Source organism: Spirilliplanes yamanashiensis, from assembly GCF_016863475.1.
GTDB classification, from domain to species: domain Bacteria; phylum Actinomycetota; class Actinomycetes; order Mycobacteriales; family Micromonosporaceae; genus Spirilliplanes; species Spirilliplanes yamanashiensis.
In genome coordinates, this window is the sequence record NZ_BOOY01000028.1 from 35080 (window position 1) to 61173 (window position 26094).

At 75.8% G+C, this 26094-nt stretch carries 21 protein-coding genes, 1 tRNA gene and 1 pseudogene; 14 read left to right on the forward strand and 9 right to left on the reverse strand.

Translation table 11 applies throughout. From position 1 onward, the window contains the following. Window positions 1-20: 20 nt before the first annotated feature. Window positions 21-1445 carry an NADP-dependent phosphogluconate dehydrogenase gene (gene gnd, locus Sya03_RS19280; RefSeq protein ID WP_203939733.1) on the reverse strand — a complete coding sequence of 475 codons (1425 nt, stop codon included), beginning with the start codon at window positions 1443-1445 and terminating at the stop codon, window positions 21-23. A gap of 283 nt (window positions 1446-1728) precedes the next feature. Here gnd and Sya03_RS19285 point away from each other — a divergent pair, with 283 nt between their 5' ends. From Sya03_RS19285 to Sya03_RS19295, 3 genes are all read left to right on the forward strand, one after another. After that, a complete protein-coding gene (locus tag Sya03_RS19285; RefSeq protein ID WP_203939734.1) occupies window positions 1729-3117 on the forward strand; it encodes a GGDEF domain-containing protein in 1389 nt (462 codons plus the stop codon). Between the two features lie 68 nt (window positions 3118-3185). Next, a complete protein-coding gene (locus Sya03_RS19290) occupies window positions 3186-3500 on the forward strand; it encodes a type II toxin-antitoxin system PemK/MazF family toxin (RefSeq protein ID WP_203939735.1) in 315 nt (104 codons plus the stop codon). Beyond that, window positions 3481-4089, forward strand: a complete 609-nt coding sequence (locus tag Sya03_RS19295; RefSeq protein WP_203939736.1) for a class I SAM-dependent methyltransferase — start codon at window positions 3481-3483, stop codon at window positions 4087-4089. Before Sya03_RS19290 ends, Sya03_RS19295 begins: the two co-directional genes overlap by 20 nt. Here the strand turns inward: Sya03_RS19295 and Sya03_RS19300 are convergent. After that, window positions 4086-4937 carry a transglutaminase domain-containing protein gene (locus Sya03_RS19300; RefSeq protein WP_203939737.1) on the reverse strand — a complete coding sequence of 284 codons (852 nt, stop codon included), beginning with the start codon at window positions 4935-4937 and terminating at the stop codon, window positions 4086-4088. The two genes, Sya03_RS19295 and Sya03_RS19300, sit on opposite strands and share 4 nt — an antisense overlap. Window positions 4938-4992: 55 nt before the next feature. On the opposite strand from Sya03_RS19300, the pseudogene fdh reads away from it, so the two are divergent. From fdh to Sya03_RS19330, 5 genes and pseudogenes are all read left to right on the forward strand, one after another. Further along, a pseudogene (fdh, locus tag Sya03_RS19310) lies at window positions 4993-8226 on the forward strand (formate dehydrogenase); the annotation flags it as partial. Between the two features lie 16 nt (window positions 8227-8242). Next, window positions 8243-9301 carry a 4Fe-4S dicluster domain-containing protein gene (locus Sya03_RS19315; protein ID WP_203939740.1) on the forward strand — a complete coding sequence of 353 codons (1059 nt, stop codon included), beginning with the start codon at window positions 8243-8245 and terminating at the stop codon, window positions 9299-9301. A 215-nt stretch (window positions 9302-9516) separates the two neighbouring features. After that, entirely contained in the window at window positions 9517-10470 is a 954-nt protein-coding gene (gene nrfD / locus Sya03_RS19320) for an NrfD/PsrC family molybdoenzyme membrane anchor subunit (RefSeq protein WP_239107698.1), read from the forward strand. Window positions 10471-10489: 19 nt separating this feature from the next. After that, the gene (locus tag Sya03_RS19325) at window positions 10490-11755 is read left to right on the forward strand and encodes an L-lactate MFS transporter (RefSeq protein ID WP_203939742.1); all 1266 of its coding nucleotides are present in this window, start codon (window positions 10490-10492) and stop codon (window positions 11753-11755) included. A 90-nt stretch (window positions 11756-11845) separates the two neighbouring features. Next, complete coding sequence (locus tag Sya03_RS19330) at window positions 11846-12631, forward strand: TIGR02452 family protein (RefSeq protein ID WP_203939743.1); 786 nt, start codon at window positions 11846-11848, stop codon at window positions 12629-12631. Here the strand turns inward: Sya03_RS19330 and selD are convergent. Next, complete coding sequence (gene selD / locus Sya03_RS19335; protein WP_203939744.1) at window positions 12612-13598, reverse strand: selenide, water dikinase SelD; 987 nt, start codon at window positions 13596-13598, stop codon at window positions 12612-12614. The genes Sya03_RS19330 and selD overlap by 20 nt on opposite strands. 44 nt (window positions 13599-13642) lie before the next feature. Beyond that, window positions 13643-14389, reverse strand: coding sequence for a GNAT family N-acetyltransferase (locus Sya03_RS19340; RefSeq protein WP_203939745.1), 747 nt, complete (start codon window positions 14387-14389; stop codon window positions 13643-13645). A gap of 94 nt (window positions 14390-14483) precedes the next feature. On the opposite strand from Sya03_RS19340, the gene Sya03_RS19345 reads away from it, so the two are divergent. Next, a tRNA-Sec gene (locus Sya03_RS19345) sits at window positions 14484-14579 on the forward strand. 12 nt (window positions 14580-14591) lie between these two features. On the opposite strand, the gene Sya03_RS19350 is transcribed toward Sya03_RS19345, so the two are convergent. Further along, window positions 14592-15200: a DUF3455 domain-containing protein gene (locus Sya03_RS19350; RefSeq protein WP_203939746.1), complete on the reverse strand. Its 609-nt coding sequence runs from the start codon at window positions 15198-15200 to the stop codon at window positions 14592-14594. 174 nt (window positions 15201-15374) lie between these two features. On the opposite strand from Sya03_RS19350, the gene selA reads away from it, so the two are divergent. Then, window positions 15375-16685 (forward strand): L-seryl-tRNA(Sec) selenium transferase, encoded by a 1311-nt coding sequence (gene selA, locus Sya03_RS19355; protein ID WP_239107683.1) that lies wholly within the window; start codon window positions 15375-15377, stop codon window positions 16683-16685. Window positions 16686-16689: 4 nt separating this feature from the next. Then, window positions 16690-18543: a selenocysteine-specific translation elongation factor gene (locus Sya03_RS19360; protein ID WP_203939747.1), complete on the forward strand. Its 1854-nt coding sequence runs from the start codon at window positions 16690-16692 to the stop codon at window positions 18541-18543. On the opposite strand, the gene Sya03_RS19365 is transcribed toward Sya03_RS19360, so the two are convergent. The 4 genes from Sya03_RS19365 to Sya03_RS19380 form a co-directional block, all read right to left on the reverse strand. Next, complete coding sequence (locus tag Sya03_RS19365; protein ID WP_203939748.1) at window positions 18544-18963, reverse strand: ester cyclase; 420 nt, start codon at window positions 18961-18963, stop codon at window positions 18544-18546. 63 nt (window positions 18964-19026) lie between these two features. After that, a complete protein-coding gene (locus Sya03_RS19370) occupies window positions 19027-19620 on the reverse strand; it encodes a DUF305 domain-containing protein (protein ID WP_203939749.1) in 594 nt (197 codons plus the stop codon). An 86-nt stretch (window positions 19621-19706) separates the two neighbouring features. After that, on the reverse strand, window positions 19707-20618 hold the full coding sequence (locus tag Sya03_RS19375; protein WP_203939750.1) for a lytic polysaccharide monooxygenase: 912 nt from the start codon (window positions 20616-20618) through the stop codon (window positions 19707-19709). A gap of 186 nt (window positions 20619-20804) precedes the next feature. After that, window positions 20805-21593: a hypothetical protein gene (locus Sya03_RS19380; RefSeq protein ID WP_203939751.1), complete on the reverse strand. Its 789-nt coding sequence runs from the start codon at window positions 21591-21593 to the stop codon at window positions 20805-20807. 504 nt (window positions 21594-22097) lie between these two features. Between Sya03_RS19380 and Sya03_RS19385 the strand changes: the two genes are divergently transcribed. Genes Sya03_RS19385 through Sya03_RS19395 form a run of 3 tightly spaced genes read left to right on the forward strand, consistent with a single transcriptional unit; the run spans window position 22098 to window position 26093 of the window. Next, window positions 22098-24038, forward strand: coding sequence for a translation initiation factor III (locus Sya03_RS19385; protein ID WP_239107684.1), 1941 nt, complete (start codon window positions 22098-22100; stop codon window positions 24036-24038). Between the two features lie 52 nt (window positions 24039-24090). Continuing rightward, complete coding sequence (locus Sya03_RS19390) at window positions 24091-25569, forward strand: NADH-quinone oxidoreductase subunit NuoF family protein (RefSeq protein WP_203939752.1); 1479 nt, start codon at window positions 24091-24093, stop codon at window positions 25567-25569. Further along, window positions 25566-26093 carry a TlpA family protein disulfide reductase gene (locus Sya03_RS19395; RefSeq protein WP_203939753.1) on the forward strand — a complete coding sequence of 176 codons (528 nt, stop codon included), beginning with the start codon at window positions 25566-25568 and terminating at the stop codon, window positions 26091-26093. Before Sya03_RS19390 ends, Sya03_RS19395 begins: the two co-directional genes overlap by 4 nt. Window position 26094 lies beyond the last annotated feature (1 nt).

The window sequence follows — 26094 nt, forward strand, 5'->3', positions numbered from 1 at the left end:
GCCCCGCGGGCCGGCGCCGGTCAGCCCTCGACCTCGGAGCGGTCGCCCGCCCACAGCACGTGGAACGAGCCCTCGCGGTCGGTGCGCCGGTAGGTGTGCGCGCCGAAGAAGTCACGCTGGCCCTGGATCAGCGCCGCCGGGAGGCGCTTGGCGCGCAGCCCGTCGTAGTAGGCCAGGGCGGTGGCGAAGCCCGGCGCCGGGATGCCCTGCTGGGCCGCGGTCACCACGACCCGCCGCCACGCCTCCTGCGCGCCGCCGACGGCCTCGAGGAAGTAGTCGTCGACGAGCAGCGACTGCAGCTCCGGCGCCTTGTCGTACGCGACCCGGATGTGCTCCAGGAACTTGGCGCGGATGATGCAGCCGTCGCGCCAGATGCGGGCCATCGCGCCGGGGTCGATGTCCCAGCCGTACTCGGCGCTGGCGGCCTGGATCTGCTGGAAGCCCTGCGCGTACGCGACGATCTTGGACGCGAAGAGGGCCTGCTCGACGTCCTCGACCAGCGACCCGCCGACCACCGACGGGGTGGGGCCGGGCAGCCCGGCCGCGGCCTCGCGCACCGACGCGCCGCCGGACAGGGCGCGGGCGAACACGGCCTCGGCGATGCCGCTGACCGGCACGCCCAGGTCGAGCGCGGTCTGCACGGTCCAGCTGCCGGTGCCTTTCTGCTGCGCCTGGTCGAGCACCACGTCGACGAACGCCTGCCCGGTGGCCGCGTCGGTGTGGCCGAGCACCTCCGCGGTGATCTCGATCAGGTACGAACCCAGCCGGCCGGAGTTCCAGCCGCGGAACACCTCCGCGATCTCGGCGGGGGAGTGCCCGCCGGCCTGCCGCAGCAGGTCGTACGCCTCGGCGATGAGCTGCATGTCGGCGTACTCGATGCCGTTGTGCACCATCTTCACGAAGTGCCCCGCGCCGTCCGGCCCGACGTGCGCGCAGCACGGCTCGCCGTCGACCTTCGCCGCGATGTCCTCCAGCAGCGGGCCGAGCGCCTCGTACGACTCCTTCGACCCGCCGGGCATGATCGCCGGGCCGTGCAGGGCGCCCTCCTCGCCGCCGGACACGCCGGTGCCGACGAAGTGCAGGCCGCGCTCCTTGAGGGCGGCCTCGCGCCGGCGGGTGTCCGCGAAGTGCGCGTTGCCCGCGTCGACGATCATGTCGCCCTCTTCGAGCAGCGGGGCGAACTCGTCGATGACGGCGTCGGTGGCCTTGCCCGCCTTCACCATGATGACGACCCGGCGGGGGCGCTCCAGGCTCGCCACGAACTGCTCGGCCGTCTCGGCCGGGAGGAACGTGCCCTCGTGCCCGAACTCCTCCACCAGCTCCTTGGTGCGGCCGTACGACCGGTTGTGCACCGCCACCGTGTGGCCGTGCCGGGCCAGGTTGCGGGCCAGGTTGCGGCCCATCACCGCGAGGCCGGTCACACCGATCTGCGCCTTTGCCGTCATTGTCGTCCCTCCGTCAGGGGTGCCGGGAGCGGTCGCCGCCGCACTCCGGCGCTGTCCGCCGTGCACATTGTTACGCGCCCATCGCGCACGGGGTTCGACGGTCCGGCCCGCCGTCCGCCATCCGGAACGCCCGGCCGGGTCCCGCCGCCCCCGGTAAAGGCCTCACCCCCGCGGGGCCACGGCCGATGGGAACGCCGTGAACACCGGGGGCGATCGCTTGGCGGCCTTCCGTCGGTATGTCGTCATCATCGGCATCCTGACGGTGGTCCACCCGGTCATTCCCATGAACGTCCGGGTCGTGACGTACGGCCTGGTCTCGGGCGCCACGCTGATCCCGCTGGGCATGCTGCTGCGCACCCTGCACGGCGGCCACCGCCGGCCCTGGCAGATCCTGTTCGCCGCGATGAGCGTGCTGACGGTCGCCAACGCCCTCACCCCGCTGTTCGGCCGGGAGCACCAGCTCGTCGCCGAGAACCTGATGACGGTCGGGCACGCCATCCTGCTGGTGGCGGCCATCAAGCTGGTCCTGCGCCGGGGCAGCAACGACATCGGCGGCATCATCGACGTGTCGGTGGCCGCGATGGGCCTCGGCGGCGTGCTGTGGATCCTGCTGATCCACCCCCGCATGGAGGCCATGGCGGCCGGCAACGCCGAGCAGATCGCCGTGCTGGTCAGCCTGCTGGTGCTGGTCGGCGTGCTGGGCGCGCTGGCGCGCGTCTGGATGGTCGCCGACCGCCGGCTGCTCGCCGTCGAGCTGCTGATCGTCGCGCTGGTGGTGTCGCTGATCGGCAACACGATCCTGGCGATGAGCACCGGCTCGATGACCACCGGCCGGCCCGGCTGGATCGAGATGCTGTTCCTGCTGGCGTACCTGTGCGTGGGCGCGGCCCCGCTGCACCACTCGGCGCGCGAGCTCACGTCGCCCGGCCCGGACCCCGTCGACCGGCTCACCGTCGGCCGGCTCACCTTCCTCGGCGTCGCGCTCGTCGCCAACCCGGTGGCGGGCGGCGCCCGCGAGCTGGTCGGCCTCGACGCCGACGGCCCGCTGCTGGTGCTCGGCAGCCTGCTCGTCGCCCCGCTGGTGATGGTGCGGGTGGGCCGGCTGGCCTGGCAGCGCGAGCAGGCGGAGCAGGCCCTGGTGCACCAGGCCACCCACGACGCGCTCACCGGCCTGCCCAACCGCGCCGAGCTGCTCACCCGGCTGACGGAGGCGCTGGACCGCGAGCGGGCCTCCGGCCGGCCGGCGGTGGTGCTGCTGTTCTGCGACCTCAACGGCTTCAAGGCGGTCAACGACCGGCTGGGCCACGTGGCCGGCGACCGGCTGCTCACCGAGGTGGGCGCCCGCATCCGCACCGGCCTGCGCGCCGGCGACACCCTGGCCCGCTACGGCGGCGACGAGTTCCTCGTGCTGTGCGAGGAGTCGGCGCAGCAGCAGGCCGTCGCCCGGCTGAGCGAGCACATCGACGCCGCGCTGACCGAGCCGTTCCTGCTGGCCGGCGAGCCGGTGCGGATCAGCGCCAGCGTCGGGGCGATGGTCTCGTCCGGCGACGCCGACCCCGACGAGCTGATCACCCGCGCCGACCAGGCCATGTACCGGGCCAAGCAGCGCCGCAAGGCCGCCCTGGCCGGGGCCGGCGTGCTCGAGGGCGTCCCGGAGCGGTCCGCGGCCTGACGCGCCCACCGGCGCGCACCCGGCGGCGGTAGGCTGATCGGCATGGCCGCGCCGTCAGGACAGCCCCGGTGAACCGCGGCGAGATCTGGACGATCGGCAACCGCACCGACCTGCGGTACCGCGTCCTGGTCCTGTCCGGCGACGCCTACAACGAGCGGGTGAACGCGGCGCCGTTCTGCGCCCCGATCGTGCGCCAGCGCGGCGCCACCGAGCTGCCGCCGTTCGCGGTGGCCCTCAGCGAGCAGGACCCGGTCGGCGGCGTGGTCGTGGTCAACCGCATGCGCCGGCTGCCGGCGTCGGTCGGCGCGGAGCGGCTCGGCATGGTCACCGGCGCGAGCATGGCGAAGCTGACGGAGGCGATGCGTGGCCTCTTCGAGCTCTGACCACGGCTACGACGACGTCTACCGGTCCGGCGCGCCGTGGGAGATCGGCGGCCCGCAGCCGGCGCTGGCGGCGGTCCTCGACGAGGTGCGCGGCCCGGCCGTGCTGGACGCCGGCTGCGGCACCGGCGAGCTGGCGCTGGCCCTGGCCCGCCGCGGCCACCACGTGACCGGGGTCGACGTGTCGGCCGTGGCGATCGCCGCCGCCCGGGCCAAGGCCGCCGCCGCGGGCCTGGACGTGCGGTTCGCGGTGCACGACGTCACGGCGGCGCCGCCGCCCGGCGGGCCGTTCGACGCGGTGGTCGACTCGGGCCTGCTGCACAGCCTGCACCGGCTGGGCGGCGACGCGGCCGCCCGCTACCTGGCGCTGCTGCCCGGCCTGACCGCGCCCGGGGCGACCGTCGTCGTGCTGGCGATCAGCCCGCACGGCGAGCACGGCTGGGGTGTGACCGAGCCGGAGCTGCGGGCGGCCTTCGCCCCGCCCGCCTGGGAGCACACCCGGGTCGAGCCGGTCGCCGTGGCCGCGCAGGACGGCGGGCGGCCGCTGCGCCTGCCCGGGCACCTGCTGCGCACCGTGCGCGGTCCCGGCTAGCCGACGGCCACCACGCCGACCCGGCGGGTGCCCGTCAGCCGGCCGCCCGGCGGGCCCGTGAACGTGCCGGACGTCGGCGCCACGTCCGCGTAGTCGCGCCCGACCGCCACCGTCAGGTGCCCGGCGCCGGCCCGGCGGCCGTGGCACGGGTCGTGCGCCACCGCCACGGCGTGGTCGCCGCGCGCCTCCAGCACCTCCACCCACGCGTGCGTGCCGCCCTCGCCGAGCAGGTGGCCGGACACGTACCGGGCGGGCAGCCCGCGCAGCCGGCACAGGGCCAGCATCACGTGGGCGTGGTCCTGGCAGACCCCGCGGCCGCCGCGCAGCGCCTCGGCCGCCGTCGTGCGCACCCCGGTGACCCCGCGGGTGTACGCCACGGCGGCGTGCACCGCGGCGCTGATCCGGTCGGCGAGGTCGTCGGCGGGCAGGCCGGCCGCCAGCTCTCGCAGGGCCTCGTCCGCGGCGGTGAGCCGGGTCGGGCGCAGCAGCCGCGGGTCGCGCAGCGCGGCCGCGGGCAGCACCGGCGGGCCGTCGGCGGCGCGGCGTTCCAGGTCGGCGGTGAGCCGGAACTCGACCGCCGACTCGACCCGCGCGGCCCGGACCCGCACGACGGTGTTGCCGCCGGCGTCGGCGCGGGTGCGCCGGGCATGCGCCGCGCCGCGGACCTGCAGCGTGTGGCCGCGGCGGCGCAGCTCGCCGTGCCGGCGGCGCGGCACGATGACCAGCCGCTGCGCCAGGTCGGTCACCGGGGCGGCGTAGTCGTACCGGAACGTCTGCTCGATGCGGAACAGGATCCGGCCCGCCGCAGCGAGGTTTAGGGCGGCGTGATCGAGGAATCCGGGTTCCATGGAATTCATGGTCGTCGCCGTGTGTTTCGGGCGCGTCACAGATTAGGGTGATGGCATGGGTGTCCGGACCTGGATCGAGGGCTGGCCGGTCTACCGGCAGCTGACCGGCACCGACCCGCTGGGCCGGGGCGCCGCCGCACAGTCGCCGCGGTCGAAGGCCCTGACCGCCCGCACCGGGACGGCCGACTCGGTGGCCCGCTCGGTGTGCCCGTACTGCGCGGTCGGCTGCGGCCAGCGCGTCTACGTCTCCGACGGGCAGGTCACCCAGATCGAGGGCGACCCGGACAGCCCCATCTCGCGCGGCCGGCTGTGCCCGAAGGGCTCGGCGTCCAAGAGCCTGGTCACCAGCGACCGCCGCGTCACCGAGGTGCTCTACCGCCGGCCGTACGGCACGGACTGGGAGCGGCTCGACCTCGACACCGCGATGGACATGATCGCCGACCGGGTGCTCGCCGCGCGCGACGCCGGCTGGGACCCGCGGCACAACCGCACGCTCGGCATCTCCAGCCTGGGCGGCGCGACCCTGGACAACGAGGAGAACTACCTGATCAAGAAGCTCTTCACCGCCATGGGAGCCATTCAGATCGAGAACCAGGCGCGTATTTGACACTCCGCCACGGTCCCCGGTCTGGGGACCTCCTTCGGCCGGGGCGGGGCCACCGGATTCCTCCAGGATCTGGCGAACGCGGACTGCATCGTCATCCAGGGCTCGAACATGGCCGAGGCGCACCCGGTCGGGTTCCAGTGGGTGGTCGAGGCGAAGAAGCGCGGCGCGGAGATCATCCACGTCGACCCGCGGTTCACCCGCACGAGCGCGCTGGCGCACACCTACGTGCCGGTGCGCGCGGGCGCGGACATCGTCTTCCTCGGCGGGGTGATCAACTACATCCTGTCCAACGAGCTGGACTTCCGGGAGTACGTGCTCGCGTACACCAACGCGTCCATGCTGGTCAGTGAGGACTTCCAGGACACCGAGGACCTGGACGGGCTGTTCAGCGGGTACGACCCGGAGAAGAACGTCTACGACCAGACGACCTGGCAGTACCAGGGCCAGCAGCACACCGCGCAGGACGCCGGCGACGCCGCCGAGGACCGGGAGACCGCGTCCGGGCTGGAGCAGGAGTCGCACGGGCCGCCGATCCCGGCCGACGTGCCGCGCGACCCGACCCTGCGGGACCCGCGCTGCGTCTACCAGGTGCTGAAGCGGCACTACGCCCGCTACACACCGGAGGTCGTCGAGCAGGTGTGCGGCGTGCCGCCGGAGAAGTTCCTGAAGGTGTGCGAGGCGTGGACCCGCAACTCCGGCCGCGAGCGCACCACCGCGCTGGTCTACTCGGTCGGCTGGACGCAGCACTCCGTCGGCGTGCAGTACATCCGCACCGGCGCGATCATCCAGCTGCTGCTGGGCAACATGGGCCGGCCGGGCGGCGGCGTCATGGCGCTGCGCGGGCACGCCAGCATCCAGGGCTCCACCGACATCCCCACCCTGTTCAACCTGCTGCCCGGATACCTGCCGATGCCGGTGGCGGGCACGCACGACTCGTTCCGGCAGTGGGTGGACAGCATCCGGCACCCGGACCAGAAGGGCTTCTGGGCCAACGCCGAGTCGTACGCGGTGAGCCTGCTCAAGGCGTACTTCGGCGACGCGGCGACGGCGGAGAACGACTGGGGCTTCGACTGGCTGCCGAAGCTGACCGGCGACCACGGCACCTACCAGCAGGTGCTGGACATGATCGACGGCAAGATCAAGGGCTACTTCCTGCTCGGCCAGAACCCGGCCGTCGGCTCGGCGCACGGCAAGGCGCAGCGCCTCGGCATGGCCAACCTGGACTGGCTGGTCGTCCGCGACCTGTTCATGATCGAGAGCGCGGAGTTCTGGAAGAACGGCCCGGAGGTCGCCACCGGCGAGCTGGTGCCGGAGGAGTGCCGCACCGAGGTGTTCGTCGTGCCCGCCGCGTCCCATGTGGAGAAGGAGGGCACGTTCACCCAGACCCAGCGGATGCTGCAGTGGCGCGAGAAGGCCGTCGAGCCGCCGGGCGACTGCCGCAGCGAGCTGTGGTTCTTCTACCACCTCGGCCGGATGGTCAAGGAGCGGCTGGCCTCGTCGCAGGACCCGCGCGACCGCGGCCTGCAGGCGCTGACGTGGGACTACCCGCTGTACGGCGAGCGGCACGACGAACCGTCCGGTGAGGACGTCCTGAAGGAGATCAACGGCTACGACGTGGCGACCGGCGCGCCGGTGCCCGGCTTCACCGCGCTCAAGGCCGACGGCTCCACCGCGTGCGGCTGCTGGATCTACGCCGGCGTGTACAAGGACGGCGTCAACCAGGCCGCCCGCCGCAAGCCCGGCGCCGAGCAGGACTGGGTGGCGCGCGAGTGGGGGTGGGTGTGGCCCGCCGACCGCCGCACCCTGTACAACCGGGCCTCGGCCGACCCGGACGGCCGGCCGTGGTCGGAGCGCAAGAAGTACGTGTGGTGGGACCCTGACGCCGGCGAGGCGGGGGAGTGGACCGGCTACGACGTGCCGGACTTCGAGAAGACCAAACCGCCGTCGTACCGGCCGCCGGAGGGCGCGACGGGCGTCGCGGCGATCTCCGGCGACGACGCGTTCATCATGCAGGGCGACGGCAAGGGCTGGCTGTACGCGCCCAGCGGGCTGATCGATGGGCCGCTGCCCACGCACTACGAGTCGGTCGAGTCGCCGGTGCGCAACCCGCTGTACCGCCAGCAGGCCAACCCGACGCGCAAGCTGTACGACCGCACCGACAACCTGGTCAACCCCAGCCCGCCCGAGGAGCACGCCGAGGTCTTCCCGTTCATCTTCTCCACGAGCCGGCTGACCGAGCACCACACGGCCGGCGGCATGAGCCGGCAGCTGGCGTACCTGTCGGAGCTGCAGCCCGCGATGTTCGTGGAGGTGTCGCCGGAGCTGGCGGCCCTGCGCGGCCTGGACCACCTGGGCTGGGCGACGATCGTCACCGCCCGCTCGGCGATCGAGGCCCGGGTGCTGGTGACCGATCGGCTGACGCCGCTGCGCATCGACGGCCGCACCGTGCACCAGGTGTGGCTGCCGTACCACTTCGGGTTCTCCGGGCTGGTCACCGGCGACGCGGCCAACGACCTCATCGGCATCACGCTCGACCCGAACGTGCTCATCCAGGAGTCCAAGGTGGGCACCTGCGACATGCGGCCGGGCCGCCGCCCCGAGGGCCCGGAGCTGCTGCCGTTCCTGGCCGGCTACCGCCGCCGCGCCGGGCTGGACCCCGGCCACCACACGCCGATGCTGACCCCGCCGGAGGACTGACGTGCCGTCCAACAGCCTGTACGGCCCCCTCGACCCCGCCCCCGACGCGGGGTACACCGACGCGCCGCCGCGGATGGGGTTCTTCACCGACACCAGCGTCTGCATCGGCTGCAAGGCGTGCGAGGTGGCGTGCAAGGAGTGGAACGGCGTCCCCGACGACGGCTTCAACCTGCTCGGCATGTCGTACGACAACACCGGCGGGCTGACGGCGAACTCGTGGCGGCACGTCGCGTTCATCGAGCAGCCGCGCGCCTCGTCCGGGGCGGGCACCGACACGCCGGGGGCGTTCGCGGGCACCCCGGCCGGCCCGTCCGCGAGCGCGCACAGCGCCGTGGTGGCCGCCTCGGCCGGCCAGGACACGGGCACCGACCCGGGGGTGCCGCCCGCCGTCGACGCCCTCGCCGCGGCGGGCACGGTCGCGCCGCCCGGCCCGCAGTTCCTCGGCATGCCCGGCCACGACCTGCCGGGGCGCATCCCGGACGCGCCGCGCACCGACTTCCGCTGGCTGATGATGTCCAACGTGTGCAAGCACTGCACGCACGCCGGCTGCCTGGACGTGTGCCCGACCGGGGCGCTGTTCCGCACCGAGTTCGGCACCGTCGTGGTGCAGGAGGACATCTGCAACGGCTGCGGCTACTGCATCCCGGCCTGCCCGTACGGCGTCATCGACCAGCGGCAGGGCGACGGCCGGGCGTGGAAGTGCACGATGTGCTACGACCGCATCGGCGACGGCCTCACCCCGGCCTGCGCCAAGGCCTGCCCCACCGAGTCCATCCAGTACGGCGAGCTGTCCGAGCTGCGCGAGCGCGCCGCCACCCGGGTCGCCGCCCTGCACGAGCAGGGCGTCGGCGAGGCCCGGCTGTACGGCCACGACGAGAACGACGGGGTCGGCGGCGACGGCGCGTTCTTCCTGCTGCTCGACGAGCCCGAGGTGTACGGCCTGCCGCCCGACCCGGTGGTGCCCACGAAGAACCTGCCGGCGATGTGGCGGCGGGCCGGGCTGGCCGCGCTCACGATGGCCGCCGCGGTCGTCGTGGCGGCCGCGGGGCGGCGGCGATGAGCGCCACCTCGGACCGCCTCGGCGAGGACTACGGCGAGCGCGACGACCGCGGCCGCCCGGCGACCGAGGCGGAGCGCCCCGGCGGGCTCGGCGAGCGGCCCCCGGCCGGGCGGCCGGGCAGCGGCCTGGCCCGCGACGAGGCGCCCGGCGGGCCGGTCCGCGACGGGACTTCCCGCCGCGGCGGCAGGAAGGGCGGCGGCAGGGGCGACCGGCCCATGGTGCCGCCCGCCTCCTTCGGCTCCTACTACGGCAAGCCGATCGTCAAGGCGCCCGTGTGGCACCACGACATCGCCGCGTACCTGTTCACCGGCGGCCTCGCCGCCGGGTCGTCGCTGCTGGCCGCCGCGGGCGACCTCAGTGGCCGGCCGGCCCTGGGCCGCGCCGGCCGGCTCGCCGCGCTCGGCGCCGTCACCGCCAGCGCGTACTTCCTCATCCACGACCTCGGCCGGCCCGCCCGCTTCCACCACATGCTGCGGGTCGCCAAGCCGACCTCGCCCATGTCGGTGGGCACCTGGGTGCTGACCGCGTTCGGCCCGGCCGCCGGCGTCGCCGCCATCGCCGAGGGCGCCCCGCTGCTGCCCGAGCGCGGGGTGCTCGGCCTGGTCCGCCGGCTGCTGCCGCCGCTGGGCGCCGCCGGCCAGGTCGGCGCCGCGCTCACCGCGCCCGCGCTGGCCACGTACACGGCCGTGCTGCTGTCCGACACGTCCACGCCGAGCTGGCACGCCGCGTACGAGGAGCTGCCGTTCGTGTTCGCGGGCAGCGCGCTGGCCAGCGGCGCCGCCGTCGGCCTGCTCGCGGCGCCGTGCGACCAGGCCGGCCCGGCCCGCCGGATGGCGGTGTGCGGCGCGGCCCTGGAGCTGTACGGCGCGCACCGCGTCGAGACCACCAAGGGCCTGCTGTCCGAGCCGTACCGCACCGGCCGCGCCGGCCGGCTCCTGCGCGCCGGGCGCGCCCTCACCGCCGCCGGGGTGGCCGGCGCGCTGCTGGGGCGCCGCAGCCGGGTGGCGTCGGCGCTGTCCGGGCTGTCGCTGCTGGCCGCGTCCCTGGCGACCCGGTTCGGCATCTTCGAGGGCGGCATGGCCTCGGCCAAGGACCCGAAGTACGTCGTCGTCCCGCAACGCGAGCGACTGCAGCGGCGCGCCGAGAGCGGTGATGCCGGAGGTTCCTGACCCCCGCAGGAGGCCCGACATGGCACAACAGACAGACCGCGACCCGACCCGGGGCCGCTGGTGGATCGTCGTCGCGGCGGTCCTCGTCCAGCTGGCGCTCGGCGCGGTGTACGCGTGGAGCGTGTTCAACGGGCCGCTGCAGGAGCAGTTCGGCTGGAGCAAGGCCGAGGCGGTGCTGCCGTTCGAGGTGGCCATCGGCACGATCTTCATCGGCAGCCTGATCGGCGGCCGCATCCAGGACCGGCGCGGCCCCCGCCCGGTGGCGCTGGGCGGGTCGGTCCTCTACGCGATCGGCATCATGCTGGCGTCCCTGGTGTCGTCGGCCGACCAGCTGTGGCTGCTCGTGCTCACCTACGGCGTGCTGGGCGGCATCGGCCTCGGCGCCGCCTACATCACCCCGATCGCCATGCTGGCCAAGTGGTTCCCCGACAAGCGCGGTCTCATCACCGGCATCGCGGTCGCCGGGTTCGGCTTCGGCGCGGTGATCACCGCGCCCGTCGCCAAGGCGCTGCTCAACGGCACCGACGACAAGCCCAGCGTGTTCCTGCCGCTGGGCATCGCCTACCTGGTCGCCGCCGCGGCCGGGGCGGCGCTGTTCCGCAACCCGCCCGCCGGCTACCGGGTGCCCGGCTTCGAGCCCGCCAAGGCCGGCCCGGCCGTCGCCGGCACCCGGGTGTACACCCTGTCGGAGGCGCTGCGCACCCCGCAGTGGTACCTGCTCACTGCCATCCTCGCGCTCAACACCGCGTGCGGCATCGCGCTCATCTCCCAGGCCGCCGACGCCGCCCAGACCGTGGCGGGCGCCAGCGCCGCCACCGCCGCCGGCCTGGTCGGCGTGCTCGGCCTGTTCAACGGCGCCGGCCGCATCGCGTGGGCCGCCCTGTCCGACCGGATCGGCCGCATGCGCGCGTTCCTCGGCATGCTGGCGCTGCAGGCGGTGTGCTTCGCGATCCTGCCGCACGCCGGCACGTTCGTGATCTTCGCCGTGCTCGCCGCGCTCGTCTACCTCGCCTACGGCGGCGGCTTCGGCACCATGCCCGCGACGGCGGCCGACTTCTTCGGCACGCCGAACGCGGGCGCGGTGTACGGGGCGATGATCGTCGCGTGGAGCATCGGCGGCGTCGCCGGCCCGCTGATCACGGCCCTGCTGTACGAGTCCAGCGGCCAGAGCTACACGGTGCCGTTCACCGTGATCGCCGTCGTGGCGCTCGTGGCGCTGGCGCTGCCGCTGGTGACGAAGATGCCGACGGCCCCGGCCACGGCGGACGCTCAGTCCCGGACGTAGTGGCCGCCGCCCGGACCCGCACGCCCGGCTTCTCGGGCGAATCGCTTATCGGCTCGCGCGGCGGCGCCCCCGCCCGCCATGATCGGTGCCGTGAGCGCCAGGCTGCGGGAGATCGCCCGCGAGACGGTGGAGTGCGCGGACCGCGGCTGGTACCCCGGCCCGGACGGGACCCGCGTGCCGATCGACGTCGCGGTCGCCGTCGCCGGCACCCGGCTGCACCTGCCGGACGACCCGCTGCCGGAGCCCGTCGCGGCGCCGGCCCCGCCCGTCGTCGAGGTGACCGGCGAGACCAGCCTGGCGGCGGCCGCGCGGCTCGGCGGGGACGTGGCGTGCCTGGTGTTCGCGTCCGCCAAGAACCCCGGCGGCGGCTTCCGCACCGGGGCGAAGGCGCAGGAGGAGAGCATCGCCCGCGCGTCCGCGCTGTACCACTGCCAGCTCGCCGCCGGCGACTTCTACACCCACCACCGCACCCACGCCCGCCTGATCTACAGCGACCGGGTCATCCACTCGCCGCGGGTGCCGGTGTTCCGCGACGACGGCGGCGCGTTCCTGCCGGCCCCGTACCCGGTGTCGTTCCTGACCGCCGCCGCGCCGAACCGGGTCGCCGTCGGCCACCACGCGCCGGATCTGCTGTCGGCGGTGCCGGGCGTCCTGGCCCGGCGGGCCGCCCGCGTCGTCGCCGTCGCGGCCGCGCACGGCCACCGGCGCATCGTGCTCGGCGCGTGGGGCTGCGGCGTGTTCGGCAACGACCCGGCCGTGGTGGCGGCCGCGTTCGCCCCGCACCTGGGCGTGTTCGAGCACGTGGTGTTCGCGGTGCACGGCCGCGACGTCGTCAACCGCGCGGCGTTCGCCGGGCTCAGCGCACCTCGATCGTGACCCCGTCGCGGGCCGCGACCAGCTCGCCGACCACCGGGTGACCCGGCAGCTCGCCCGCGACCAGCAGGCCGCCCGAGGTCTGCGCGTCCGCCAGCAGCAGCAGCTCGTCCTCGCCCGCGGCGCTGTCCAGGTGCGGGCGCACCCAGTCCAGGTTGCGCCGGGTGCCGCCGCTGACGTGGCCGGCCGCCGCCGCAGCGCGCGCCCCCTCCAGGTACGGCACCGCGGCGGCGTCCAGCCGGGCCGTCACCCCGCTCGCCCGGGCCAGCTTGTGCAGGTGACCGAGCAGGCCGAAGCCCGTCACGTCCGTCGCGCACACCGCCCCCGCCGCCAGCGCCGCCGCCGACGCGTCCCGGTTCAGGGCCGTCATCGCCGCCACCGCCTGCGGGAACACCTCCCCGGTCGCCTTGTGCCGGCTGTTGAGCACGCCGATGCCCAGCGGCTTGGTCAGCGTCAGCGGCACCCCCGGCGCGCCCGCGTCGTTGCGCAGCAGCCGGGCCGGGTCGGCGATGCCGGTGACCGCCATGCCGTACTTGGGCTCCGGGTCGTCCACGCTGTGCCCGCCCGCCACCGGGCAGCCCGCCTCCCGGGCGACGGCGAGCCCGCCGCGCAGCACCTCAGCCGCCAGCTCCATCGGCAGCACGTCGCGCGGCCACGCCAGCAGGTTGACCGCGACGACCGGGGCGCCGCCCATCGCGTACACGTCCGACAGGGCGTTCGCGGCGGCGATCCGGCCCCAGTCGTACGCGTCGTCCACCACCGGGGTGAAGAAGTCCGCGGTGGCGACCACGGCGACGCCGTCGGCAAGCCGCACCACGGCCGCGTCGTCGCCGTCGCCCAGGCCGACCAGCAGGTCCGGGCCGTCGTCCTCGGCCGCGCGCAGGCCCGCCACGACGGCCTCCAGCTCGCCGGGCGGGATCTTGCAGGCGCAGCCGCCGCCGTGGGCGTACCGGGTCAGGCGGGTCGTCATGCCCCGGACTCTGCCACCTCGCGCGCGGTCGCGCCCGGCGGCGGTCAGCGGGTCGGGGTGAGCCGCAGGCTGAGCTGGGCGCCGCGCTCGGCGAAGCCCAGCGCCGCCGCGAGCCGCCGCGACGGCTCCGGCCGGGCCCGCCACTGTGGACGCAGCCCCTCGGCCAGCGCGGCCGCCACGGCGGCGGACGCGGCGCGGCGGCCGTGACCGCGGCCCCGCTCGGCCGGGTGGGTCAGCACGCACACGTGGGCCAGGCCGCCCGGCCAGCGCTCGTAGCCGCCCGCCGCCACCACCCGGCCCGCGTCGTCGGCGACGGTGAACACCTGCTCGGCGTCCGCCAGGCCGCTCTCGCCCGCCTCGTCCGGGCCGGCGGCGGCCAGCAGGGCGCCCAGCGGCTCGGCGCCGACCGGTCCGGGCGCGGGGCGGAACGCCGCCGGGTCCAGGTACGCCAGCACCGCCGGGCCGAGGACGTCGGCGACGGGCAGCAGCGCCCGGGCCGCGTCCGGGTCGGTCCACGCCTCCGGCGGCGCGGCGATGAGGAACGCCCGCAGCAGCGACGCCGCGTCCTCGTCGGGCGCGGTCGCGATGACCTCGCCGTCGATCGTCACGATGCCGCACCAGCCGGGCGGGCTCAGCCGCGAACCGGGCGACACCGCCACCGACGGGCTCGGCCCGAACCGCACGGCCGGCGGCGGCTCGGTCAGGAACCCGGCCGTCACGGTCTGCGCCGCGCCGGTCGTGGCGAGCTCCGCCCACCGGCGGCGCAACTCGGAGGGGGCGGGCACGGGCATCGCACCATCGTGCCGCCGCGACGGGTGCCGGTCGAGTGTCTTTCGGGACGTGTCGCCGACAGTCCGGCCCGCTGCGGCGGTTAGGGTTCGGGGCGGAGGCGTTCAGGCGGCTGGTGCCCCTCCCGGTCTTCAACACCGGTGTGACCCAGGATCTGGGTCAGGCGGGTTCGATTCCCGTCCGCCTCCGCCAACGAGCCCGCGGTCAGGCGGCCGGGGTGAAGAACCGGTACAGCGCCCGGTACGGCACGCCCGCCGTCGCGCCGTCCGTGCAGGTGCCCGCCGGGGCGACGCCGCCGCTGGTGGCCAGCCGCTGCACGTAGCTGACGGCGCCGAACACGCCCGTGCCGCGGTTCTTGGTGGCCTTCAGCAGCACCTGCGCGATCGTGCCCTCCACCGGGACGGACGCGACCGCCGCCGCCTCGACCAGTGACCCGTCGTCGGTGGACTCCCAGCTGGGCCCGCGGAAGTGCACCGCCGTCACACGCCGGGCGGGGCGGCCGGCAGTGCGGCCGGCGAGGGTGGCGGCGGGCTCCAGCAGGCTCCACGCGCCGGACGCGCACCGGTAGACCTGCACCCCCTGGGCGGCCGCCGTGGCGCTGAGGACGTGGCCGGGCGGCGGCACGAGCGTGCCGGGCACGTCGGGCGTGCCGTACGCCGCCTCGGGCGCGGCGGCGGGGTCGGCGGCCTGCGCCGCCGGGCGCTCCTGGCTGAAGGCGGTGCCGCCCCAGGCGACCAGGAGGGCGGCGGCGACGGCGCCGGCCCCGATCCAGGTGCGGGCGGGCGACGGGCGGGACGGGGCGTTTCGGGTCACGGTTCCTCCGGTGTGCGGGACCTCTGCCTGTACCGCCTCCCGACAGTAGGGGCCATACGGATCGACGGGCATTAATTCTTCCTCAAATCGCCCGCGGGCATGCCCGCGCGACAGCCGCCCGCCTGGTCCATGATGGGCGGGCGGATCACGGCGGGCGGGGCGAGGGAGGCACGCGTGGACGGGACGACTACGCAGCACGACCCGCGGCGGCAGGTGCCGCGCACCGACGCGGTGCTCGCCGACCCGCGGCTCGTGGCGGCGGCGGACCGGCTCGGGCGGGCCCGGGTGAAGGAGCTGGTCGTGGCCGCGCAGGAGCGGGCCCGGGCCGGCGAGCTGGACCCCGGCGACGTCGTCGCGGCGGCCGTGGCGGCGCTGCCGGCCACGGCGGGCGGGCTGCGGCCCGTGCTCAACGCGACCGGCGTCGTGCTGCACACCAACCTCGGCCGGGCGGCGCTGTCCGGCGCGGCGGTCACGGCGGTGGCGGCCGCGGCCGGGGCGACCGACGTGGAGCTGGACCTGGCCACCGGGCGGCGGGCCCGGCGCGGGCGCACCGCGATGGCGGCGCTCGCCGCGGCGGTGCCGGACGCCCAGGCGGTGCACGTGGTCAACAACGGCGCCGCTGCGCTGGTGCTGGCCGCCACCGCCCTGGCCGCCGGCCGGGAGATCGTCGTCAGCCGGGGCGAGCTGGTCGAGATCGGCGACGGGTTCCGCCTGCCGGACCTGCTCGTGTCGACCGGCGCGCGGCTGCGCGAGGTCGGCACCACCAACCGCACCACCGCCGCCGACTACACCGCGGCGCTCGGCCCGGACACCGCGTTCGTGCTGAAGGTCCACCCGTCGAACTTCGTGATGCGCGGCTTCACCAGCAGCGCCGCCGTGCGCGACCTGGCCCGGCTGGGCGCCCCGGTGGTGGTGGACATCGGATCCGGGCTGCTCACCCCCGACGAGCTGCTGCCCGACGAGCCCGACGCGGCGGGCGCCCTGCGCGCCGGCGCCACGCTCGTCACGGCCAGCGGCGACAAGCTGCTCGGGGGCCCGCAGGCGGGGCTGCTGCTCGGCCGGCACGACGTCGTCGAGCGGCTGCGCCGGCACCCGCTGGCCCGCGCGCTGCGCGTCGACAAGATCACCCTGGCCGCGCTGGAGGCCACCCTGACCGGCCCGGAGACGCCGACCCGGGCGGCGCTGCATGCCGACCCGACCCGGCTGCGCGCCCGCGTGCAGGCCGTCTCCGACGCCCTGGCCGCCGCGGGCGTCGACGTGCGGGTGACGGCCTCCGGCGCCGTCGTGGGCGGCGGCGGCGCGCCGGAGGTCACCCTGCCGTCGTGGTCGCTGTCGCTGCCCGAGGGGTACGCCGCACCGCTGCGCACCGGCGCCACCCCGGTCGTCGGCCGGGTCGAGCGGGGCCGGCTGCTGCTGGACCTGCGGTGCGTCCCGCCCGACGCCGACGGCGTGCTGACCGACGCCGTCCTGGCCGTCGCCGGCTGACGCCGTGCACGTCGTCGCCACCGCCGGGCACGTCGACCACGGCAAGTCCACGCTCGTCCGGGCGCTGACCGGGATGGAGCCGGACCGCTACGCCGAGGAGCAGCGCCGCGGCATGACCATCGACCTGGGCTTCGCCTGGACGACGCTGCCCGGCGGCGCGACCCTGGCGCTGGTCGACGTGCCGGGCCACGAGCGGTTCGTCGGCACGATGCTGGCGGGCGCCGGCCCCGTCCCCGCCGCCCTGTTCGTCGTGGCGGCCGACGGCGGCTGGATGCCGCAGTCCGCGGAGCACCTGGCCGCCCTGGACGCCCTCGGGGTGCGGCACGGCCTGCTGGTCGTCACCCGCGCCGACCTTGCACCCCCGGACGCGGCCCTCGCGCAGGCCCGCGCCCGCCTCGCCCGCACCAGCCTCGGCGAGCTGCCGGCCGTCGCGGTCAGCGCCGTCACCGGCGCCGGGCTGCCCGAGCTGCGCGCCGCCCTGGACCGGCTGACCGCCGCGCTGCCCCCGCCGGACGCCGCCGCGCCGGTGCGGCTGTGGGTGGACCGCGCGTTCACCGTCACCGGCGCCGGCACCGTGGTGACCGGCACGCTGGGCGCAGGCACCCTGCGCACCGGCGACACCCTCGACCTCGGCGGCCGGTCCGTCCGCGTGCGCGGCCTGCAGACCCTCGGCGCGGCCGCCGACCGGCTCGAGGCGGTCGCGCGGGTCGCGGTCAACCTGCGCGGCGTCGACCGCGCGGGGGTACGCCGCGGCGACGCCCTGCTGACCCCGGGGGAGTGGGCCCCGGCCCAGGTGATCGACGTGCGCGTGCACCCACCCACCGCCGGCCGGCCCAACGGCGCCGGGCCCGCCGCCGGGAGCGTCGTGGGCGGGTTGCCGCCGCATCCGATCCTGCACGTCGGCGCCGCCGCGGTCGGCGCGCGGGTGCGGCCGCTCGGCGGCGACGTGGTGCGCCTGCGGCTGGAGCGGCCGCTGCCGCTGCGGGCCGGTGACCGGGCGCTGCTGCGCGACCCCGGCACCCGGGTCGGTGCGGGCGACGGCGGCTCCGCGGGCCTCATCCTCGGCGTCACGGTGCTGGACGTCGCGCCGCCGGCGCTGACCCGCCGCGGCGCGGCCGCCCGGCGCGCCGCCGACCTGGCCGCCGTCGACCTCACCGCCGTCGACCTGGCCGCCGCCGGCGGCCGGCCCGGCCTGGCCGGCGAGCTGCGCCGGCGCGGCCTGGCCCGGCGCGCCGACCTGCGCCGGTGGGGCGTCGACCCGGCCGGCGCGGAGCCGGTGGCGGGGGACTGGCTGGCCGACCCGGCGCACTGGGCGGCCCTGCGCGAGCGGGCCGCGGCGGCCGTCGAGCGGTGGCAGGCCGCCCACCCGCTGGAGCCGGGGATGCCCGTCGAGGCGCTGCGGCACGCCCTCGGCCTGCCGGACCGCGAGCTGGTCGCCGCCCTCGCCGGCCCGGCCCTGCTCGTCGCCGACGGGCGGGTGCGGCCCGCCGGGAGCGCCGGCCCGGCGCTGCCCGCCCCGGTCGCCGCGGCCGTCGACGCGGTGCTGGCCGACCTGGCCGCGGCCCCGTTCGCCGCGCCCGAGGCGCACCGGCTCGCCGCGCTGGGGCTCGGCCCCCGGCAGCTCGCCGCCGCCGTGCGCGCCGGGGCCCTGCTGCGGGTCGCCGACGGCGTCGTGCTCGCCCCCGGCGCGGTGGAGCGGGCGGCGGAGGTGCTCGGCTGCCTGCCGCAGCCGTTCACGCTGAGCGCCGCCCGGCAGGCCCTCGGCACGACCCGGCGGGTGGCAGTGCCGCTGCTGGAGCTGCTCGACCGCTCCGGGGTGACCCGCCGGCTGCCCGACGACCGCCGCGAGCTGGCCTGATCAGGCCAGCCGGGCCGCGTCCAGCTGGGTCAGCACGCCCAGCTCGTCCGAGACCACCCGCACCTCGGCGATCCGGTCGTCCGCGTCCAGCGTCAGCACGTCGATGGCGTTGCTGACCACCGTGCGCCCCGTCGCCGGCACCTCGCCGAGCGCGGTGCGCAGCGGCCCGGTGTGCCGCACGTGCATCTCGAACGCCACGACCAGCCGGCCCGGCGCGGTGACGACGTCGTGCAGGACGGTGCGGCGGTCACTGAACGCGGCCTGCAGCGCGCGGGCCCGCTCCACCAGCGCGCCGACCGCCAGGGGCGCCCCGTTCACGGTCACCGGGTCGGTGTAGAGGCGGCGGAACGCCGCCGCGGCGGCCGCGTCGTCCGCGGGCACCGGATCGGTCCACACCGCCAGCAGGGCATCGATGTCCATGCGCCCGAGCGTGGCACATCGCGGGGGCGCCCGGAACTCCCGGAACACCCCCGCGGGGCGCGGTCACTGCTTGCGGAACTCCAGCATCTGCGCGATCTGCGCGGTCCGGGACTGGTCGACCTGCTTGGCGTACGACGTGGCCTGCACGTTGACGCCGGCGTTGGTCTCCATCCGGGCGAGCTGCACAGCGTCGTCCTGGTGGGCGATCAGCGTGTCGAGGAACAGCCGGTCGAACTCGGCGCCCTTCGCCTTGCGCAGCGCGGAGATCTCCTTCTCGCTGGTGCCCGGCATGCCGCCGTGCTCCTCGTGCTCCTTGTCGCTGGCGGTGGCCGGCTGCTTCCACTGCTCCAGCCAGCCGGACATGCGCTTGATCTCGTCCTGCTGGGTGACCTCGATGGCCTTGGCGAGGGTCTTGACGTCCTCGCGCTCGGAGCGGTCGGCGGCGAGCTTGACGATGGCGATGCCCTGGGTGGAGTGCGGAACCATCATCTGCAGGAACATCGTGTCGGTCTCGTTGAACGAACCGCTCGCCGCGGACGCGGCGGGGGCGGCGGCGCCGCCCTGCGGGGCCGGCTCGTCGGGCTGGGTGCCGCACCCGGCGGCGACCAGCACGGCGGCCGAGGCGGCGACGGCGGCGAGGGTGACACGCAACCTCATGGGGGTGGACTCCTGGTGGGGGGAAGGTGGGGGAACGGGTCGAGGGCCCGTGCCGCCGCGCGGCGGAACGGGCCCTCGGTCGCCTGTCAGGCGGGCAGCCAGAGCGCCGGCACGTGCGGCGGCTCCCAGCCGGTCAGCGAGGTGTGCGCCTGGCGCACGGTGTACGCCTGACCGTTGTAGGTCACCCGCTGCCCGAGCCGGTACGCCACACCGGGCGCCCACGCGCCCTCGCCCGCCGGGGGCTTGGTGGTCGGCGCGGTCGTCGGGGCGGTGGTCGGCGGGGTGGTGGGCTGCGTGACGGGCGGGGTGGTCGGCCGCGTCGTCGGCGGGGTCGTCGGCGGCTTGGTCACCGGCGGGGTGCCCGTGCCGCCGCCGAAGTCGATGTCCGAGCAGCTGTAGAACGCCTCGGCGCTGCCGACGGACCGCTGCCACACCGTGTAGAGGATGTGCCTGCCGGTGCGCTTCGGCAGGTCGATGGTCCACTTCGTGAACGTGGACGGGTTCTGCCGGTCGAAGTTGGCGATCTGCTCGAGGTCGTTCCAGTTCAGCTTCTTGAGGTGATCGAACTTGTCGTTGGTGATGTAGAACGTGAACTGGCTGGAGGCGTGCGGCGCCGACGCGTGGTAGGTCACCGTCAGCGGGCCCGGCTTCACCGGCGTGGCCTTGTACTCGACCCCTTCGAGGTCGAGGCCGCGGTACTTCGAGCGCCCGGCCGAGCACAGCCCGGTGGGCACGACCTGGCGGTGACGGCCACCCGCGTCGAGCAGGGAGACCTCGTTCCAGTCGTAGAACGGGGCGGCGCCGCCCGCCTCGACCGCGGCCTTGCAGCCGTCCGAGTCGGGGCTCTCGGGGCCCTCGTTCTTGCACTGGTAGACCCGGCTGGGCGGGTCGGACATCGTCCCGTGGGCGCTCGCGGGCGTCGCGGGAGCGATCACGGCCAGCAGGGGTGCAGCGGCGACGGCCACGCCGGCCGCCGCGAGCTTGCGTCGAACATGCACTGGGGGGTTCCTCCTCGGCAGGGGGACCACCTCGGCCGCCCGGGGGGCTGGGCGAACCGGATGGCTGCGTCGAACCTAGAGAGGATCTACCCGCCGGTAAACGGTCTTAAGAATTTCTTCATGATCCCGAAACCGAGCACAGTGGACATTCGTCCGCGGCCGCGAACGCCCTGGCAGAGAGCATGATCACAGCGCCGGGTGCCAGGGCGCCTCCGGTTGCCGGCGGCGCTTGAGCTGCATCCGCATGAGGATGCCGACGCCGATGAAGATGAGCACCGCCCCGACGATGAGGCCGACGCCGAGCAGGTTCGTCGAGCGGCTGCCGTTGGAGGTCTGCACGGCCGCCAGCCCGCCGGGCGCGCTCGCCGTGGGGTCCGGCTCGGCGGCGGCGTCCTCCTCGGGCTCGTCGCTCGGCTCGTCGCCGGGCTCGCCGGACTCCTCCGGCTCGGGGCTGGGCGACGGGTCGCCCTCGCCGACGACGTCGCGGGTGACCGCGGACTGCTCCAGCAGCCGGGCGTTGCGGCTGTACGCCTCGGCCTGCAGCGTCACCTCGCCGTCGGTGGCCGCCGAGTCGAAGGACACCTGGTAGCGGGCAGTGACCGTGCTGCCGCGGCACAGCTCGCCCGGGTCGAGGGCCCGGTCGGTGAGCCGGGCGGTGTCGCCGCCGGACTGCACGGCGAGCGGGAACGAGCCGTCCTCCTCGATGCGGTCCACCCGCACCTGGTCGAGGGCGACGCCGGCGACGCGCAGGACCAGCGACCAGCGCACCTTCTGGCACCCGCCGCCCCGGTCGGTGGACGCCACGGCGGTCACCGTGCTCGGGCCCGCGCCGGCGACGAAGCGGCCGGGCGACTCGGTGATCTGCACGTCGAACCCGGGCGCGGCCTGCGCGGCGGCGGCCGGCAGGGCGACCGCCACACCGGCCCCCAGCAGCGCGGCCAGCAGGCATCGGGCGGCGGCAGTGGTTCGCGGCACGGCTACCAACTCCTCATCCGTGAGCTCCAAGCGGTGGCTCGGGAGGTAGTTCGGACGCGGGCGGCGAAAGGTTCAGCCGAGTTCACCACCCGGCCGGGTGACAACGCGTGATCAGCTCGTCACCGCCATGCCCGCTGAGCTGGGCGTACTGCGGAGCGTGACCGGGCGCACAGGCTCACAATTTTGCCGTCACCGACCCGTCACTTTCCGGCATATCCGCAGGTCACGAGGATTCGTGGAGATGGCCGCCCGGGCCGGCCGACAAAGTTTGTCCCGACCCCTCATCCGCACCCGCCGTCACTACGTACATGGGGAGGGCAGAAGCGGCTGCACCGGCGATGCGGGAGGCATCGTCCGTCGCCTGCCCCGGAGCAACGAGCGCAAGGCATCCACACGATGCCGGTGTCCGCCGCCACGGCCCAGGGCGCCACGGTGCGGGAGAACGAGGAGTCAATGGCCCGGACGAAGCAGAACCAGCGATCCGCCAGTCGTGAGATTGTCCCGGTGGGTGCGACCGGTGGCCGCACCCCGCCGTCGAAGCTCACGGTGGCGCTGCTGGTGACCTCGGTGGTGTCGGCGATCTGGGCGGCCGCCATGCTGACGCCCGCCGGTCGCGTCGCCTACGCCTACGTCTTCGTGTACGCCGAGTTCTACTTCGGCGTGCTCGCCCTGGTGTTCCTCTCCATCACGGTCATGGCCGGCGTGCTCGCCACCGACCGGATGATCCTGTCCGTCCGGCAGCGCGTCCTGCTGCAGTCCGCGCACCGCACCACCGGCGTCATCTCCGTCGCCTCGCTGGTCGTGCACATCGTCACCAAGCTCGCCATCGGCCACATCACGCTGCTCGACGCGATCATCCCGTTCACCGCCGTCAACAACGGCCTGTTCATCGGCATGGGCACCGTCGGGGCCTGGCTGCTGTTCAGCACCCTGTGGACCGGCATCGTCCGGGCCCGGTTCATCGGCAAGGGCAAGCCGTGGATGTGGCGCGCGATGCACAGCATGGCGTACCTGGCCTGGCCGATCGCCCTCGTGCACGGCCTCAGCGCCGGCCGCGCCGCCAAGACCTGGGTCGTCGTCAGCTACATCGCCTGCATCGCCCTGGTGCTGGTGACGCTGATCGTGCGGCTGTCCGTGGCGATCAACCGCAAGAAGGACTTCAGCTCCACCTCCACCGGCTCGCTCAAGCCCGTCGGCAAGCTGGTGCCGACCGCCACCCCGAGCGCCCGCCGCCCGGCCCGCCGCGACCGCGACGCCGACGTCAACCCGCTGGCCGACCGGCTCGTCTCGGACCGGCGCAACGCCCCCGCCCGCGACCCGTGGGCGGCGTCCGCGCCGCGCGCCGAGCTCGCCGCCGCCCGCCCCGAGCCCCGGTCCGAGGCGCGGTCCGAGGCCCGGTCCGAGACCCGGCCCGCGCTGCCCGAGCCGCGCGGGGCCGCCGACGACGCGTACCGGCCCGCCGGCCGCCGCCCCATCGACGAGCCGCGCGGGCGCCGCGCCGCCGCCGACGACTACGCCGACGGCTACGCCGACGACGACCCGGCCGACTACGCCGCGCCCCGCCGGGCCGCCCGCCGCGACGCCCGCGACGACCGCGACGTCCGTGACCCCCGCGACGACCGTGATGCCCGTGACGACGCCCGCTACGAGCCCGCCGCCCGCTACGACGACGAGCCGGCGCGCCCCCGCGGCCGCCGCCGCGCCGCCGAGGACGACGTCCGCCCCCGCCGCGACGACCGCCCCACCCAGGAGTGGCGCGCCGAGGACGACCGCGACGAGCGGGACTGGTCCCGCGCCGACCGCGGCGGCGACCGTGACGCCCGCGAGTACGCGCCACGCCGGCAGGGCCCGCGCCGGTACGCCGACGACGACGAGCCGGTGCGCCCCCGCGGCCGCCGCGCCGCCGAGCCCCGCTACCCCGAGCGGTACGACGCCGACGCCCGCACCGACAGCTGGTCCGAGGCCCCGCGCCCGCGCCGGGCGATCGAGGACGGCGGCGCCCGGTCCCGCTGGCGCGGCGAGGAGGACGAGGTGCCCGCGCCGCGCGGCGGACGGCGGCGCGCCGAGGACGACGACGAACGGGCCCGGCCGCGCGCCCGCCGGGCCGCCATCGGCGCCGGCGAGGACGACGGTCCCCGCTCCCGCTGGCGCGCCGACGGCCGCGACCCGTACGAGGTGCCGCAGCCGCGCGCGTCCCGGTACGCCGACGACGAGCCGGGCGGCCGCCCCGCCTGGGACGCCGGCGCCGACCCGAACTACCTGCCGCCGGACGACACCCCGACGCTGATCGACATGGCGTCGCGGCGCGCCCGCCGCAGCGCCGACCGCGACGCCGACCGCGACGCGGGACGCGACCTCGGCCGCCGCGCCGGCCGCCGGTCGCGCCGCTCCGCCGACGACGCCGACGACATGTACTGGCGTCAGCTGCGCGGTGAAGCACAGTGATTCCCGAGACTCCCGATGACCCTGCCCGCCGCCACGAGCACGAGGTGATCTTGTGAGCAACGCCCAGGTACCCCCCGTCGCCACCATCGGCACCCCCCGGATCACCGCCGGGTGGGACGACTACGGGCGGCTCGACCTGATGGCGCACCAGGAGGTGCACGGCGGGTTCTCCGCGCTGACCAGCGGCGAGCTCATCGGCCTGGCCGACCGCATCGAGCTGCGCGGCCGCGGCGGCGCCGGGTTCCCGTTCGCCAAGAAGGTCCGCGCCGTCATGGACTCGGCGCGCCGGCAGGACCTGCCGCCGGTGATCGTCGTCAACGCCACCGAGGGCGAGCCGCCGTCGTGGAAGGACAAGGCGATCCTGACCCGCGGCCCGCACCTCATCCTCGACGGCGCGGCGCTGGCCGCGGCCGCCCTGGACGCCGAGGAGATCGTCATCGGCATCGCCGACGACGGCATCGGGCAGAACTCGCTGGCGGCCGCGCTCGCCGAGCGGCGGATGCCGGTGCCGACGCGGATCGTCACCGTGCCGCACCGGTTCATCTCCGGCGAGGGCGGCGCGCTGGTGCGCGGCATCAACGGCGAGGCGCACATCCCGCCCGGGCGCAAGAAGCGGGCCAGCGACTCCGGCGTCAACGGCCTGCCGACCCTGCTGTCCAACGCCGAGACGTACTCGCAGCTCGCCATCGCCGCCCGGATCGGGCCGTGGGAGTACAACGCCGTCGGCCTGCCCGAGGAGCCGGGCACCGTCATGCTGACCGTCGGCGGCTCGGCGAAGAACCCGGCCGTCGTCGAGTGCCCCACCGGCACCCCGCTGTCCGACATCCTCGCCATGTGCGGCGCCTCCATCGGCCCGGGCGTGCTGGTCGGCGGCTTCCACGGCAAGTGGATCACCCGGGAGGCGGCGGAGCGCATCGACGTGTCCCGCAAGGGCTTCGCGTCGGTCGGCGGCACCATCGGCGCCGGCATGATCCTGCCGCTCGGCGACTCGACCTGCCCGCTCGGCGAGGTCGCCCAGGTCACCCAGTACCTGGCGGGGGAGTCGGCCGGGCAGTGCGGCCCGTGCCGCCTCGGCCTGCCCGACCTGGCCCGCACCGTCACCATGGTCGCGCTCGGCGGCAGCAGCCTGGAGAACGTGCGCGCCGCCGCGGGCGTCGTCAAGGGCCGCGGCGCGTGCAGCCACCCCGACGGCACCGCCCGGTTCGCGATGAGCGCGCTGGAGGTGTTCGCCAAGGACGTCGAGGCGCACGCCAACGGCGAGGGCTGCGGCAAGCCGACCCGCGGCATCCTGCCGCTGCCGTACCGCACCGCCGAGGGCGCCATGACCTTCGCGGTGGACTGGTCCCGTTGCGACGGCCACGGCCTGTGCGCGGCCGTCGTGCCCGAGGTGATCCGGCTCGACGCGAACGGCTTCCCGGCCTTCCCGCAGACCCCGCTGCCGCCGTGGATCGAGCCGAGCGCCCGCAAGGCCGTCAACATGTGCCCGGCGCTCGCGCTGCGCCTGACCACCAGCGGCGGGGGCAAGCATTGAGAACCCGCACGCTGCTCGCCGCCGCCATCGCCGCCGCGCTCGCGCTCACCGGCTGCGGCGGCGCCGGGCAGCCGGCGCCCGCCACGACCCCGGCCGTCGCCGGGTCCGCCGCCGGCGCCGTCGCGGAGACCCTGCGGTTCACGGGTACGACGCTCACCGGCCGGCCGTACGACGCGGCCGCGCTGGCGGGCCGGCCGGCGGTGCTGTGGTTCTGGGCGCCGTGGTGCGCGACGTGCGCCAGTCAGGCGTGGTCGGTCAGCGACGTCGCCGCCGAGTACGGCGACCGGCTCGGCATCGTCGGCATCGCCGGGATGGGCCAGAAGGACGCCATGGCCGGGTTCGTCGCCGACATGGAGATCGAGGCCGTGACCAGCCTCGACGACTCCGAGGGCCGGATCTGGCGCAAGTTCGGCATCGCCGAGCAGAGCACGTACGTGCTGCTCGACCGCGCCGGCGCCGTCGTGCACAGCGGCTACCTGGACGACCTGGCGTTCCAGGCGGCCGTCAAGAAGCTGGCCGGATGAG